The sequence below is a fragment of the Enterobacter adelaidei genome (assembly GCF_041937165.1).
GTDB lineage: Bacteria > Pseudomonadota > Gammaproteobacteria > Enterobacterales > Enterobacteriaceae > Enterobacter > Enterobacter adelaidei.
This window is the reverse complement of sequence record NZ_CP154353.1, coordinates 2015001-2030302: the sequence shown is the minus strand read 5'-3', so window position 1 is coordinate 2030302 and position 15302 is coordinate 2015001. Positions and strand designations below refer to the sequence as shown.

At 56.7% G+C, this 15302-nt stretch carries 12 protein-coding genes; 6 read left to right on the top strand and 6 right to left on the bottom strand.

Going from position 1 to position 15302, the window contains the following annotated elements; all coding sequences use genetic code 11:
- The first annotated feature begins 61 nt into the window (after window positions 1–61).
- Together AAHF05_RS09945 and AAHF05_RS09940 are read left to right on the top strand one after the other, a co-directional pair.
- A complete protein-coding gene (locus AAHF05_RS09945; RefSeq protein ID WP_049008082.1) occupies window positions 62–1210 on the top strand; it encodes an efflux RND transporter periplasmic adaptor subunit in 1149 nt (382 codons plus the stop codon).
- Window positions 1207–4284, top strand: coding sequence for an efflux RND transporter permease subunit (locus AAHF05_RS09940; RefSeq protein ID WP_129325362.1), 3078 nt, complete (start codon window positions 1207–1209; stop codon window positions 4282–4284). Before AAHF05_RS09945 ends, AAHF05_RS09940 begins: the two co-directional genes overlap by 4 nt.
- A gap of 22 nt (window positions 4285–4306) precedes the next feature.
- Here the strand turns inward: AAHF05_RS09940 and AAHF05_RS09935 are convergent, their stop codons facing one another.
- A complete protein-coding gene (locus AAHF05_RS09935; protein WP_129325360.1) occupies window positions 4307–5074 on the bottom strand; it encodes an arylamine N-acetyltransferase in 768 nt (255 codons plus the stop codon).
- A 36-nt stretch (window positions 5075–5110) separates the two neighbouring features.
- Here AAHF05_RS09935 and AAHF05_RS09930 point away from each other — a divergent pair, with 36 nt between their 5' ends.
- A complete protein-coding gene (locus AAHF05_RS09930; RefSeq protein WP_129325358.1) occupies window positions 5111–6631 on the top strand; it encodes a PLP-dependent aminotransferase family protein in 1521 nt (506 codons plus the stop codon).
- Between the two features lie 111 nt (window positions 6632–6742).
- Here the strand turns inward: AAHF05_RS09930 and AAHF05_RS09925 are convergent, their stop codons facing one another.
- A complete protein-coding gene (locus AAHF05_RS09925; RefSeq protein WP_129325356.1) occupies window positions 6743–7798 on the bottom strand; it encodes an SDR family oxidoreductase in 1056 nt (351 codons plus the stop codon).
- 97 nt (window positions 7799–7895) lie between these two features.
- Here AAHF05_RS09925 and AAHF05_RS09920 point away from each other — a divergent pair, with 97 nt between their 5' ends.
- Both AAHF05_RS09920 and AAHF05_RS09915 read left to right on the top strand, forming a co-directional pair.
- Window positions 7896–8783 carry a LysR family transcriptional regulator gene (locus AAHF05_RS09920; protein WP_129325354.1) on the top strand — a complete coding sequence of 296 codons (888 nt, stop codon included), beginning with the start codon at window positions 7896–7898 and terminating at the stop codon, window positions 8781–8783.
- Between the two features lie 83 nt (window positions 8784–8866).
- On the top strand, window positions 8867–9136 hold the full coding sequence (locus AAHF05_RS09915) for a hypothetical protein (protein ID WP_028017344.1): 270 nt from the start codon (window positions 8867–8869) through the stop codon (window positions 9134–9136).
- 12 nt (window positions 9137–9148) lie between these two features.
- Here AAHF05_RS09915 and umuC read toward each other — a convergent pair whose 3' ends face one another.
- From umuC to AAHF05_RS09895, 4 genes are all read right to left on the bottom strand, one after another.
- Window positions 9149–10411, bottom strand: a complete 1263-nt coding sequence (gene umuC / locus AAHF05_RS09910; RefSeq protein ID WP_129325352.1) for a translesion error-prone DNA polymerase V subunit UmuC — start codon at window positions 10409–10411, stop codon at window positions 9149–9151.
- The gene (umuD, locus tag AAHF05_RS09905) at window positions 10395–10829 is read right to left on the bottom strand and encodes a translesion error-prone DNA polymerase V autoproteolytic subunit (protein ID WP_114977425.1); all 435 of its coding nucleotides are present in this window, start codon (window positions 10827–10829) and stop codon (window positions 10395–10397) included. Before umuD ends, umuC begins: the two co-directional genes overlap by 17 nt.
- Before the next feature lie 134 nt (window positions 10830–10963).
- Complete coding sequence (locus AAHF05_RS09900) at window positions 10964–12487, bottom strand: EAL domain-containing protein (RefSeq protein WP_332614989.1); 1524 nt, start codon at window positions 12485–12487, stop codon at window positions 10964–10966.
- 138 nt (window positions 12488–12625) lie between these two features.
- Entirely contained in the window at window positions 12626–13492 is an 867-nt protein-coding gene (locus AAHF05_RS09895; protein ID WP_129325311.1) for an aldo/keto reductase family oxidoreductase, read from the bottom strand.
- Between the two features lie 144 nt (window positions 13493–13636).
- Between AAHF05_RS09895 and AAHF05_RS09890 the strand changes: the two genes are divergently transcribed.
- A complete protein-coding gene (locus AAHF05_RS09890; RefSeq protein ID WP_028017339.1) occupies window positions 13637–15298 on the top strand; it encodes a methyl-accepting chemotaxis protein in 1662 nt (553 codons plus the stop codon).
- Window positions 15299–15302: the final 4 nt, after the last annotated feature.

The window sequence follows — 15302 nt, the reverse complement described above, 5'->3', positions numbered from 1 at the left end:
ATCGAATCTTTCTCGACGTAGCGCGCATTTAATAACTCCATTCCCTTTATGGAGCGGCGTTATGTCAGACGAATTTTTTCTCTCCCTCCGCCACTGCCTGCATCATTTGTACGGCGTGGCGCGCACCCTTTCCTGGCTGCATTTTCTTCCCCTGGCCCTGCTTGCGCTGGCGATTTTTCCGCTAACCGGCTGCGGTGATAAACACGAAAATAAGCCCGACCCTGCGCGAGCGGTACGCTACGTCGTCGTCGGGACCGCCCAGACCCTTCCCGCGCTGGAAAGAACCGGTGAGATCCATGCCCACGATGAAACGACCCTGAGCTTTCGGACCGGGGGCCGGATACTGACGCGCAGCGTTGATATTGGCGACCGGGTCACTGCCGGACAGCTGCTGGCCACGCTTGACAACACGACCGGACAAAACCAGCTCGACGGCGCGGCGGCCGACTATGAAGGTGCCAAAGCCTCAGCGCAGGTCGCCGCGCTTAACGTCAGTCGAATGCAAAAGCTCATGCCAACGGGCGCGATAGCCCGCACGCAGCTCGACAGCGCCCGTGCGGACTGGCTTGTCGCCCGCGCGCGCTTAAAAAGCAGCGAGGCCGCGTGGAGAAATTCCCGCGAAAGCCTGGTCTGGACGCGCCTGATCGCGCCGCAGGCGGGCGTCATCACGGCCGTGAACGCTTCTGCGGGACAGGTTGTCAGCGACGGTCAGTCCGTGCTGACGCTGGCAACGGGTGAAGCCCGCGACGTGGCGTTTGATATTGCCACTCCGGATGCGATCCCGCCTCTGGATAAGGCGGAATTGCGGGTTTCACTCCTCAGCGACCCGTCGGTACAGGCGTCTGCCGCGCTGCGGGATGTCACCCCGCAGGCCGATCCTCAAACCCGCACCTGGCGCGTCAGGGCCACCCTGCAAAACCCGCCGGCGGCCATGGCGCTGGGCGCCAGCGTTACCGTCACGTTGCCATCGTCTGCCCCGCGCGGATACACCCTTCCCGTCTCGGCGCTGACCCGCATCGGCGACAAACCGGCCGTTTTTGTGATTACCCCGCAGTCGCGGGCGCAGCTGCGCGCGGTGGTGCCCGCGAGCTATACGGCCACCTCCGTCATGATTGCCTCCGGCCTTGAGCCGGGCGACAGGGTGATTACGGCGGGCGTGAGCACATTGCGGTCCGGTGAGCCGGTAGTTGCCGGAGAGGTTCAGCCATGAACACAGGACCGGAAGCCAAATTTAACCTCTCCGCCTGGGCGCTGAAGAACCAGCAGATGGTCAGCTTTTTCATGCTGCTGGTAATTGCGATGGGCGTGTTTTGCTATGAGAAGCTGCCGCGTAACGAAGATCCGGCTTTTACCATTAAAACGGCCGTCGTCTCCGCGCAGTGGCCGGGAGCCTCCGTGGCGGATACCACCCGCCTGCTGACCGATACGCTTGAAAAAAAGCTGCAGGAAACGCCCTGGCTGGACTATCTCGAAAGTGAAACCCGGGCCGGACGCACCGTTATCCACGTCAACCTCCGTGACGATACGCCCCCGCAGAGCGTGCCGGACATCTGGTATCAGGTTCGCAAAAAAATGCAGGACATCGCGCCGTCCCTGCCTGAAGGGGTGCAGGGCCCTGCCGTGGACGACGAGTTTGACGACACATTCGGCACAATTTATGCCTTTATTCCCGAGGGTTTCACCCTGCGGGAGGTGCGGGATCGCGCAGAGACAATTCGTCGCGAGCTGATGTCCCTGCCGGATATAGGCAAAACCACCCTGCTGGGCGAACAGCAGGAGCAGTGGGTTCTCGCCTTTTCTCCCGCGCGCCTGGCCGGGATGGGGCTCGATATTCAGGAAGTTGCCGACGCCCTCCGGGCGCAAAACGCCGTTGTCCCGGCTGGCGTTATGCGTACCGGACAGGAGAACATGGCGATAAAGGTCAGCGGGGCGCTCACGACCGAAGAGAGTTTACGTGCCGTCACGCTGCACGTTAACAATCGCTATATTCCGCTGACCGACATTGCCACCGTCACCCGGGAAATCGCCGAGCCACCGGCCCCAGCCTACCGGGTGAACGGCAAGCCGGCTATCGGGCTGGCGGTGTCGATGGCGCCAACGGGCAACATGCTGCGTTTCGGCGCTGCGCTGAATGCCAGAATGGCGGCCCTCAGCGCCGGGCTGCCGCACGGTATCGAGATGGTGAAAGTTGCCGATCAGTCAGCGGTGGTCAGTGACGCGGTAAGCGGGTTTATCCGGGTGCTTATCGAAGCCGTTGTGATCGTGCTGGCGGTTTCATTTGTCTCGCTGGGGTTACGGGCCGGACTGGTGGTGGCGACGGCCATTCCGCTGGTGCTCGCCATGACGTTTGCCGGCATGATGCTCGCAGGTATTGGCCTTCAGCGTATCTCGCTCGGGGCGCTGATTATTGCCCTGGGCCTGCTGGTGGATGACGCCATGATCGCCGTCGAAACGATGGTCTCCCGGCTGGAAGCGGGGGATTCCCGTCGGCATGCGGCCACCCATGCGTTTAAAACGACGGCATTTCCGATGCTCACCGGTACTCTGGTGATGATTGCCGGTTTTATTCCCGTTGGTTTTGCGGCCTCCAGCGCCGGTGAATACTGCTTTTCCCTGTTTGCGGTGGTGCTCATTGCCCTGCTCTGCTCCTGGGCCGTCGCGATCCTGTTTTCGCCGCTGACGGGCACGTGGCTGCTGCAGGAAAAAGTCAGACACCACGCGGCAGGCCCCGGCAGGATCGCGCGCGGGTACGGACGCCTTTTACGCCTGGCACTGCGCCACCGGCTCGCTACCGTGCTGTTCGCCCTTTCCGCGCTGGGGCTGTCCGTGTACGGCACGACGTTTATGCAGGGCGAGTTTTTCCCCGTTTCGGACAGGCCTGAGCTGCTGGTCAGCCTGACGCTTCCGGCCAACGCGTCGCAGCCGGAAACGCTAAGAGAGGTGGAAAAGCTGGAAAAGGCGCTGGCCGGCAACGGCAACATCGATCGCTATTCGACGTACGTCGGGTCGGGCGCCATCCGTTTTTACCTGCCGATGGACGTGCTGCTGGAAAATGAAAATATCGCCCAGATGGTCGTGGTGGCTAAGGATCTTGAGGCGCGGGATCGTCTGCATGCGCAGCTCAACAGGATCCTGGCGACGCAGTTTAGCGACATCATCACGCGCGTGTCGCCCCTTGAGCTGGGGCCGCCCGTCGGCTGGCCCATCAAATACCGGGTGAGCGGGCCAGATTATCTGCAGGTTCGGGCGTTGGCGAACCGTCTCACGGACGCGATTGGCCGGTCTCCGTTCTCACGCGACGTTAACCAGACGGCCGGAGAGCCGGAGAGGGTCATCACCCTTAAGGTGAATCAGACGGCGGCCAGGGCGGCGGGAATATCGTCAGAAAGCCTCGCCCGCACGCTGAACACCGTCTGGTCCGGCAGCGTTGTTACCGCCATCAGGGATAATGACCGCCTTGTCGACGTTGTGCTGCGGGCCACGGACGATGCACGTCACAGCACCGCCACCCTCTCCTCGCTCACGATGCAGGGGAATGACGGTAAAAAAATTCCGCTCAGCGCCGTCGCGACGCCGGTCTGGGGCGTGGACGATCCGGTCATCTGGCGTCGCCAGCGCGTGCCCTTTATCACGGTGCAAACGGACCTTGCCCCGGGGCTGAAGGCTGAAGCGGTATCCGCGGCGCTTCGTCCGGCGGTCGACAAGCTGCGCGCGAGCCTGCCCGCTGGTTACAGCATTGAAGAGGGCGGCGCGGTTGCCGAATCGGACAAGGGGAACAGCTCCGTCTTTACCGTTCTTCCGGTAACGCTGGTCCTCATGCTGTTCCTGCTGATGCTTCAGCTGCGGCGATATTCCCGTATGCTGCTGGCCCTCCTGATGGCCCCGTTTGGCTTGCCGGGGATCGTGCTGGCTATGCTGCCCGGCGGCACGCCAATGGGGTTTGTCGCGCTGCTGGGCGTCATCGCCCTGGCGGGGATGATCGTGCGCAACGCGGTGATACTGATTAGCGAAGTTGACAGCAATCTTGCTCAGGGGATGGCAAACGATGCCGCAATTATGGCGGCCGCGGAACACCGGGCCAGACCCATCTGTCTGACCGCCTGCGCCGCCATCCTGGGCATGATCCCGATCTCTCATCAGGTCTTCTGGGGGCCAATGGCCTATGCCATTATCGGCGGGCTACTGGTCGCGACGCTGGTGACGTTGACCGTGTTACCCGCGTCGTTTAGCCTGCTGTTACAGTGGGGCGCTCAGCGCAACGCCGCAGAAGACGGACTGCGCTGAGGCCCCCTCGTTCCCCGGCAGTTTACGCGGCGGTCAGCGCAAAACGATCCTTCAGGACATGGCGGATTTCATCCTCCGCCAGTTTCCGCGTTTCAGTGCCGTTCGCCGTGATGGTTTTCAGCATATCGCCCAGTAAAATCTGGCGTCCTTCCGGGCTGTGCTGCACCACCACCCGCTTCTGCACAAAGATGGCATCCGGGTGAGTGGAGTTAAGGTAGTTGGCCGGAACGAAATCAATCCATTCCTGAGGGGTGAGATCAAAGCCGTACTGCCGGGCCCACTCTCCCTCAACCTTCGCCTCAAGCAAATACTCACCCTCCGCGCTGCGGCTCAGTCGGAACGTGTCGAAATCCTGTGCGATCTCAACATCAAGCGTGTCCAGCGCCATCGGTACACGGATGCCGTAACTACCGAACCCGAGATCGCAAAGCCACTGTCGACTATCTACCTCAGCGATGAGCGCCATATGGGTTTTCGGCCGTCGCGCAGGGTAGAACATCGGGCGTGCCGCCACGAAACGGTAAGGAATACCTACCGCCTCCAGCGCCATGGCAAAAAGCCCGTTCACCTCATAGCAGTAACCGCCGCGCCCCTGGGTTAACACCTTATCGGCAATATCGTCTGGCGCCAACGAGACAATTTTGCCCGCCTGCACGTCCAGATTTTCAAAGGGAACTGAAAATAGCTGATGGCGCATAAGTGCATGCAACGTGGCCGTATCAGCAGCCACCGGTCCGGTGTAGTTTATGCGTTTGAAATAATTAGAGATGTTGAAATTATTGCTCTGCATAATGCCTCCTTGTCCTGAACATGTCGGACACTATAGATGGCGCGCATCATTGGCTGTATAGTCAGTTTTATCGAAAATCAGCCTGAACAGATGCCCATGTCTGCCCCATCTCCGTCGTCCCCACATTACCGCCGAATAGCTGAGATGCTCCGTCTAACACTGACTTCTGGTGCGTTGCGGGTCGGTGACCGGATGATCTCCGCGCGTAAACTGGCCGAACGCGAGCACGTTAGCCTTCCGACGGCGCTGGAAGCCCTTCGTTGTCTTGAAGCCGAGGGGCTGATTGTGGCGCGTCCACGTTCGGGCTACTTCATCTGCCAGACCAGTATCACTCCGCGTGCGGAACCTTCGCACTCCGTACCAGGCCCGGTCCCTGTGACAATGTCCGCCGTGGCCCGCTCGCTGTTCAGCAGTGCAGAAGCCCGTCTGATACCGTTGGGCGCAGCCCTGCCTGACCCCGCATGGCTACCCGGCGATATGCTGCAACGGGCGTTGCACTCTGCCGTCCGCCGTCTGGACGCACACGGACAAAGCTATAGCCTGCCTCCGGGAAGGCGTGATTTACGAAGTAAGATTGCCGCGCGTTCTGCGCAATGGGGGGCTCGTTTCGGCGCGGATGATCTCATCATCACCGCGGGTGCTACACAGGCGCTGCGCCTTGCCCTTCAGGCAGTGTGCCAGCCAGGTGATATCGTAGCGATTGAGCAGCCTGCCTACTTTGGTACACTCCTGCTGCTGGAAGATTTAGGCCTGAAAGCCTTAGCGATCCCGACCGATCCCGTTGAAGGCCTGTTACTGGAACCGCTGGCTGACGCCATTCGCTGCCACCGCCCCGCTGCCGTTTTGGCCTCACCCACCGTGCAAAACCCTTTAGGTGCCAGTATGCCCGTTGCACGCAAGCAAGAGCTTGTTGCTCTGCTTGAGCAGGCAGAGATCCCTTTAATTGAGGACGATGTCTATGGTGACCTCGTTGGCGAAGGGCAACGCCCTCCGGCCTGTAAAGCGTTCGACCAGAGCGGAAACGTGATTTACTGCAGTTCGCTCTCTAAAACGCTTGCGCCAGGCTGGCGGATCGGCTGGATTGCCGCCGGGCGCTACCACGCGCAGGTATTGCAGACGCGTATGGCCGGAGAGTGGGCAGGTGCGCCAATGCTGGAAGCCGCAACGAGCGAGATCCTCGCAAGTGGCGACTACGATCGTCATCTGCGGCGGTTAAAGCACCGGATCGCAGAGGGAATAGACGCCGTCGTTGCGCGGGTCGAGACGAGTTTCCCACCGGGTACACGTGTTAACATGCCCACTGCCGGCTTCCTGTTGTGGGTAGAACTTCCTCAGCAGATCAACGCGCTGGAAGTGCATCGTCGTGCGCTGGCGTTGGGCATCGGCGTCAGCCCTGGCCCGCTGTTTTCCCCTGGCGCAGAATTAACGCACTTTCTGCGGCTAAACTGCGCAAACGAACCAACGCCCCTCCTGCTGAATGCCGTGGAACAGATTGGCGCGCTGTGTCACGAGCTGGCTGGCAGAAAAGTCGTAAAGTTACGGGTCCAGAGAGATTGAAGGGTTGGGAGATATCTTTTTTAGACTCTCGTGCATATTCCTGCCCTGCCATACCTTATTATCAGCGCGTGAGTATAACGCGCCGATCGTCACTGCCCCCCCCTCTTACAGTCAGGGAATAATACGTGCCGCTCTCAGCTGCGCGAACAGGTTGAAAAACATCTCATCGGTTGCCTGTATTCGCGTGAAGCCAGACCGCCGAAGCTTGCTGCCATCACCGAACATGTCGTAATTCCAGCTAAAGACGAAATCGGCAAAATGTCCGTCATTCAGCTGCATAATATCCGTTTCTACCAGCCGATCTCTGGCAAGCTCGCGCCATACCTCACGATAGTCCTTAAACAGCTGATGAAATGACAACCTCACGGGCGGAGCAGATTCCAGTTCAAACCAGCGTGCGATGCGCGGCCATAGCTCACTCCAGCGCCAGATATCGCCGTTATTCACGTTGAAAGCCTGATTCTGCGCCGCAGATGTCGTGGCAGCCCACAGCGTTGCCTCGGCCAGCAACCCGGCGTCAGTATGATCAACGATACTGTGCCAGGTCTGCTCGGTACCGGGAAAGCGCAAAGGTAGCCCCTGAGCCTTACACAAAGACGCATACAGAGCGATGCTCAGCGCCAGATTCATCGTGTTGCCGGGCACGGTACTTCCCACCACGCCCGGTCTGATGGCATTCCAGTGCCAGCTTTTTCCACGCTGAAAATCGCTGAGCCACGTGAGCTGAGCGGCGTTAAATTCTGCACCCGGTACGCCAGGATCGCTTTCGCGTGCCGGGGTTTTGAACGGCCCCAGATGTGCACCATAGACTTTGTACCCCTGCATCAGGCTGACCGTCTGCAGCGGTGCTGTTTTTTCGATATGACTGACCAGATGACGCAGCATCGTAACGTTCGGCTCGACCATGTCTGTCCAGTTTGCTGCGTTCGCCCAGGCGCTGTAAAAAATATGGGTGATACCACTCAGGGGTTGCAGCACCTCTGCGCTGTTCTGCGCATCCAGTAAATCGACATTCACCATCGGAATAGCATCCGGATGGGTCACTGCATTGCGACTGAGACCGATCACCTGCCATTTATTGTGCAGGAGCGTTTTGACGAGCTGTCTGCCCACAATTCCGCTGGCACCAGCGACCAGCGCGACGTTTTGTTGCGCCATCTTATTCATGAAGTTTCTCCAGAAAGGGTGACAGGCGCAGTGTCATATATTATTTTTTTATTGGATATCCCCTTAAACCGATGGCACTTATCAGAAAAATCATTAAATGAATAATAAACTCAACGCCATTTCCACCTTTCTTTGCGTTGCAAAAGCAGGTTCCTTTTCTGCCGCCGCCCGCCAGAGCGGGATGAAGCAATCTGCGGTCAGCCAGCAGATCGCCGCCCTTGAACAAGAGCTTGGTGTCGTGTTGCTGCATCGTACAACGCGATCAATGAAGTTGACTGAACAGGGAGAGCGTTACAGCCGTGATATGCAGCTTGTGCTGGATGCCATGCGGGAAGCTGAGATGCGGCTGGATCCTGTCGATCAGCAATTTCAGGGGAGAGTGCATGTCCAGCTGCCGAGCGGGCTGGGCCAGATCTTTTTGCCACATTTGCTTTCGCTGCAACGCCTGCATCCAGAATTGCACCTGATGCTTTCCCTCGATGACCGCATTGCCGACCTGGTGACAGAAGGGGTGGATGTCGCAATACGACTAAGCAGTGAGCCTCCTCTGGCGCATGCGGCTCGCGTGCTGGCACGTGTTGAAACCGCGCTGTTTGCCGCCCCCGAATTTCAGGCGGTGCACAGCGTCAGCGAGCTGGCGACGCTGCCACATGTACGATTTAGCGGCATCCCGCTGGATGCCCCATTGCGGCTGCTTTCTCAGGAAGAGACCCTCGACGTGAAGGTGAATACCGTTTTCCGCGCCAATACCAGCGACGCGCTATTACAGGCGCTGGAGTCAGGCATCGGAATCGGAGGCATGCAGCTACCGCTTGCGGCCAGAGCATTGAAAAATGGCACACTGGTGCCGATCTTACCCGCCTGGCGGTTACCCGACCGATTCCTCTATGCCGTTTTCCCTGATGCCCGCTTTATTCCACAGCGCGTCCGACGTGTCGTCAGCGTGATTGAGCAATTACTGCCTGAGATCATGAAGAAAAACTGAACATTCCCCCCGCAAATCACGTGCACTTTTTGACCATAAGGAATAGAGTATTTTCACCGTATCCTCTTCTTTATGGAGCACATATGCCCGATTACAGTTTCTTCAGGAAAGGCCCGGATCTCGTTGCGATCGAGAGCGCAAACATCGATGCAGCTTCTCAGCTGACCGCTCAGGGGTTTGAAAAGCAGTTTGAGGAGATCAGCGCTGCGGATGAAAAAACGGCGCTTACCCGCTTTGCTGATATCCATAAAAATAATGACATCGATCGCCATAACTTCCTGGCAGGTGCGGGCCAAATGCCGTTGATCGGCGTGCTGACGGCGGCGGCAACCTGGTTGACGCAAAAGAAATAACGCAGGAGTACTCTACCTCGCCACCGGCAAATCCGCGTACCGCGTGGTATAAGCCGGAGACAGCATCTCGCGTTTCATTGCCCAGGATTTCTCAATCCCCTGCCCGGCAAACCATATCTTCCCTTTGCCGGAATGATTGACGCTATCGATCATGTCCATCAGTGCCGCACTGTTGACGCGCAGACGGTTATCGTCAAACAAATTAAGCTGGGCGACACCTGTACTGAAAAAGTCCGCCAGCATCACCCCCGCTTTCATGTAGCGATACCCGTCAAGCCATATACGCCCCAGCGCCTCCGTGGCAGCACGGATGATATCGCGTGAGTCGTTGGTCGGCGTCATCAGGATGGTTGAAGCCTGATTGCCGTAATAAATTTCGTTGTCGGCATGAGGGCTAGTGCGCAAAAACACGCTGATAAAGCGGCAGTATTGATGCTCGCCGCGTAGTTTTTCTGCGGCACGTTCCGCGTAGGCACAAATGGCCTGATGCATCTCTTCGTATTGCGTAATCCGGTGTCCAAACGAACGGCTACAGATAATTTGCTGCTTTGTAGGAGTAAACTCTTCCAGATCAAGGCAGGGTTCGCCGCGAAGCTCTCGCACCGTGCGCTCCAGTACCACGTTAAAATGTTTACAAATGACCCAGGATGAGGCATCCGCCAGCGCCAGTGCCGTGGAGATCCCCATTGCATTAAGTTTTTTCGTGATGCGCCGTCCAACGCCCCACACCTCGTCTACCGGTACATTCGCCAGCAGTTTGCGCTGCCGCTCGCGATCCGATAAATCAACCACACCGCCAGTGCCCGACCACCGCTTGGCCGCATAGTTGGCCAGCTTCGCCAGCGTTTTTGTCGGAGCAATACCGACGCCAACAGTTAAGCCCGTATTTTTAAGTATCTGTGCGCGCATCTGACGACCAAACGCTTCCAGCGACATGCAGTGGCTGACACCTGACACATTCACGAACGCTTCATCAATGGAATAGATCTCTATTGCCGGGGCAAGATCGGTCAGGATTTGCATTACCCGGCTGCTGAGATCGGCATAGAGCGCATAATTCGAACTAAAGACGTATACCCGGGAGGGGTAGCTCTTCTCTTTGAATTTGAAATAGGGCTCACCCATTTTTATACCGAGCTGCTTTGCCTCCCGCGACAGCGAAATAATGCAGCCGTCGTTATTCGAAACCACTACGATGGGCTTCCCCTTCAGATCGGGACGGAACACCTTCTCACAGGAGGCATAGAAACTATTCACATCAACCAGCGCGAACATGTTTATGCGTTTTGAGCGTGTGAGTGACGACACCGAAGATTTGCAGCTCCTCTTCGGACTGAAAGGTAATCGGCTGATAGCGGACATTATGTGGCAGGAGTCTCAGGACCGGACGGGTCTGCAACTCCTTCACGGTAAATTCACCGGCGACCGACGCCACCACAATATCGCCATGTTCAGCATTTAACGAGCGATCAACCACCAGCAGATCGCCGTCGCCGATCCCGACGCCAATCATCGAGTCTCCGCTCACCTTGACGAAATAGGTTGCACTCGGGTGTCTGACCGCCAGTCTGTTGAGATCGAGACGATCCTCCACATAATCCTGCGCAGGGCTTGGGAAACCACAGGCAACACGCTCCAAAAATAAAGGTAATTCAATGTATTGATTTGGATGATAAGAAAAGAGAGTGCTCATAAATGCCTTTCTCGCCATATACTGTATATAAATACAGTATTACGGATATTGACCCAGGATCAAGGTCATTTCCGCAGACGATCCCAAACGCATTGAAGTTTGAGCGGATTTAATTCAGCAGCAGCGTCTGTAGATTACTCCACCACCACTTTCACCTTCGGCTTCGACAACAAAATTTGGATAAGCCTGGTAAAAGGAACCGGTTTAAAAAAGTAGTACCCCTGCTGAAAGACGATGTGATTGCGATTGAGGTAGTCTAACTGCGCCTTCGTCTCTACGCCTTCCGCTACAATGCTGATGGAGAGTTTACGCGCCAGATCCAGCACACAATCAAGGATGCGGGTTGAGTCCACGTGCTCGTTAACCCGGCTAACGAAGCTCTGGTCAATTTTGATATAATCAATATGCAGATCATGCAGATAAGAGAGTCCGGAATAGCCGGTGCCGAAATCATCCAGTGCAATGGCGAACCCTTTGTCATGGAGCACATTCAGGGTCTGGACAAGGTTCTCATCAATATCCAGCGGTTCCCGCTCTGTCACTTCGATCACCAGGTTCAGATCTTTTCTGACGAAACTATCCTTGTACTTCAGGCACTCATCCAGGAAGGTCGGCATCGCAATATGGGGAGCACTGAAATTCAACCCGACGTGAAACCCTTCCGGTAATTTCGTGGAAATCGCGTTCATCTGTGTCGCCACCTGCGCCATCAGGCTCTGCGTCAGCGGAACAATCAACCCCGATTTTTCGGCAATGGGAATGAATGTGGCCGGAGAAATATAACCCGCCTGCGGATGTTTCCATCTTGCCAGCACCTCTACGCCCCGCAACGTGCCTTCCCTGCCATTCACCACAGGCTGGTAAAACGGAACGATTTCCCCTCGGGCAATAGCGGTACGAAGTGACTCTTCAGGTAGCGTGTTTTTGTTCAGATATTTATACAAAACGTAAGCGGCAGTAGCGGACATCAGCAGTAAAAACAGCATGATGCCCGCCCCCTGTTCGATCAGCCTTTGTACGCTAAACAGAGGAGGAAGATTATATCTGACGCTATAGGGGTAATTTCCCGACCGGGCCTGCCCGGCCTGCGTTTCCTGGCGATGAGTGATGGTGAAATTGCCGGAAGCATCAAGAGCGTAACCGCCCACCACCAGTGCGTAATTAACATGCTCCAGAGGCGTACTCAGAGCGTCACGGATATGGCTATCGCTCACGCTGACTATAATACGCCTGGTGGCAAAGTGAGTCTGAAATAACAGAACCGGTCGTCCATTTACCGTATCGCTCGCCGGCGTGAGCAGTAATTCTGAAAAAGGTATACTGTCAATATTCAATAATAAAATCCGATTCCCCGGCAGAGAAGAACACCAGGGTTGCCCCTTTTTGAGAATGACGATGGTTCTGAGATGGGGTTGCAGAGCGGCCTCCGTACCAAGCTGATACTGCCCTTCTGCATCGCATCCTTTCGCAATAATTTCCGTCGCGGTTCTGGCTGCAACCCGTGCTTCATCAAGAATGGCATTGATATGGTTAACGGCGTATCTGGCTCCCGACGAGCTATCAACCCGAGCTGAATACCATAGCTGTATATTGAGGATAAAAATGCCTGCAATAAAAATAGCCACTGCTGTTATGACAGGAATAAAGACATTGCGCATTGTCATCTCTTTATATTTAGCGTTATCAGTACAAAGAGCATGGTCGACAACATTAAAAATAACCACTGAAAAAAGAGACCAATCTCAGGATGTTGCAAACAAAACCCGGAAATTTTCCGGGCTTTGCTTAAATCAGGTTTAGTCCACCAGCGAATTGAGCGTTTTCACAACTTCAGGCGGTAAGTGCAGATCCCCCGCCGCGAGGTTTTGCCGCAGATGGGCCACGGAAGAGGTTCCGGGGATCAGCAAGATGTTCGGGGAACGTTGCAGCAACCACGCCAGCGCCACCTGCATTGCCGTTGCGCCCAGTGAATCAGCAACGGCCTGCAGCCCGGAAGATTGCAGTGGCGTAAAACCTCCCAGCGGGAAGAACGGTACATACGCAATGCCCTGCTGTGCCAGCCCATCCACCAGCGCATCGTCCTCCCGGTTTACAATGTTGTACATGTTCTGCACGCACACCACCGGCACCATCTTCTGCGCTTCCGCAACCTGAGTGGCCGTCACATTGCTCAGACCAATATGACGCACCAGCCCTTGCTGTTGTAACTCTGCCAGGGTGGAAAGCGGTTCCGCAATCGACCCTTCTGCAGGCCCGTGTGTGCTGAACATAATTCGCAAATTCACCACGTCCAGCACGTCAAGCTGCAGATTACGCAGGTTGTCATGCACCGCCTGAGTCAGTTCCTGCGCGGAAAAGGCCGGCAGCCAGGCACCTTTACTGTCGCGACGGGCACCGATTTTGGTCACGATAGTCAGATCGTCCCGGTAAGGATGAAGTGCTTCGCGGATCAGCTGATTGGTAATATGCGGACCATAAAAATCACTGGTATCAATGTGGTTCACCCCCGCCGCGACGGCTTCACGCAGCACCTCCAGCGCGGTGTTTTTGTCCTTCGGTGGGCCAAAGACGCCCGGCCCGGCAAGCTGCATCGCGCCATAGCCCAGTCGTTTAACCGTCCGCGTCCCGAGCGCGTACGTCCCGCTTTTATCAATGCTGCTCATGTTAACCTGCCTCATAAAAATGATCCGGATTTACAACAGGTTCCCTGAGAGAACCCTTGGTTAAGCGCGAGTTAAATTAAAGTTTAAATTCTCTACGACGATAGTATTGGAGTACCCCTGCATTTTCTCTAACGGACGACCGCTATGCTGAAAAACCTGCACGTGATTACCGGTATTATCTTTGCCCTCACCATATTCTGTCTGTTGCAAGTTGTCACGGGAGGGTTGTTCTACTCTGCTGTCAGCAACGATCGCCATAACTTCCAGAACTCCGGGGTGCTCAATGCCCAACAGGAGAGTCTGAGCGACAGCGTGAACACGCTGGTGAAAACCCGCGTCACCGTCACCCGCGTGGCGATCCGCTACCTGAAAAACCAGCGTGACCCGGCTTCCCTTGCGGCGATAAACAAACTGCTTGGCACCGCAGGCGACTCGCTGGCAAAAGCCGAGGCCTACAACAAAGAGTGGCAGAAACTGCCGCAGGTTAAGGGTCAGGATGCGGCATTAACCGACGAAATGCAGAAGTCCTGGAACCAGATGCACGAAGTGATGCGTTTATCGATTGAGTACCTGCGTGCCGATAACTACCAGGCCTATGGCGATCTGGACGCTCAACAGGCCCAGGACGATATGGAAGCGGTCTATAACCGCTGGCGTGCCGAAAACAACACCCTGCTGAAGGCCGCTACGGAAGAGAACCAGAGCAGCTTTACCCAGATGCAATGGACGCTGGCGGCTATTTTGCTGGCCGTTATCGCGGTACTGGTAGTGATCTGGCAGGGCTTACAACATCTGCTGTTAAAACCCCTCAACACCATTATGAACCATATTCGCGCGATTGCGGGCGGCGATCTGACGCAGGATATCGTCATCACGGGTCGCAATGAGATGGGTCAACTGGCCGCAGGTCTGCAGGATATGCAGCAGTCGCTGGTGACCACCGTCAGCGCCGTACGTGGGAGCACTGACTCCATCTACACCGGCGCTGGCGAAATTGCCGCAGGCAGCAACGATCTTTCCGCCCGCACCGAGCAGCAGGCCTCCTCGCTCGAGGAGACCGCCGCCAGCATGGAAGAACTGACCGCAACGGTTAAACAGAACTCCGATAACGCCCGTCAGGCTACGCTACTGGCGAAAAACGCCTCTGAAACCGCAGCCCGTGGCGGTCACGTGGTGGATAACGTTGTTCGCACCATGACCGAAATTGCTGACAGTTCGCAGCAAATTGCGCACATTACCGGCGTGATTGACAGCATCGCTTTCCAGACGAACATTCTGGCACTTAACGCAGCGGTGGAAGCTGCTCGTGCCGGGGAGCAGGGTCGTGGTTTTGCGGTTGTGGCAGGCGAAGTCCGTACGCTGGCGAGCCGCAGTGCGCAGGCGGCGAAAGAGATCAAAGGGCTTATCGAAAACTCCGTCAGCCGGGTGAATACCGGTTCTGAGCAGGTTAGCGAAGCAGGCACCACCATGAAAGAGATTGTCGCTGCCGTTACCCGTGTGACCGATATTATGGGTGAGATTTCGTCGGCATCCGATGAACAGAGCCGTGGTATCGAACAGGTAAGCCTGGCCGTTTCACAGATGGACAGCGTGACACAGCAAAACGCCGCGCTGGTGCAGGAGTCCGCCACGGCGGCGGCGGCGCTGGAAGATCAGTCTGAACAGCTGCGCCAGGCAGTGGCGGCATTTCGTCTGAACGGCAAAGAAAAAGTCGCAGCCCCGCGCCCGGCCAATGTGAAGACACCGCAGTTGCTGCGTCCGGCAACGACAACCGCCTCTACCGACAGCAACTGGGAAACGTTCTAAGTCT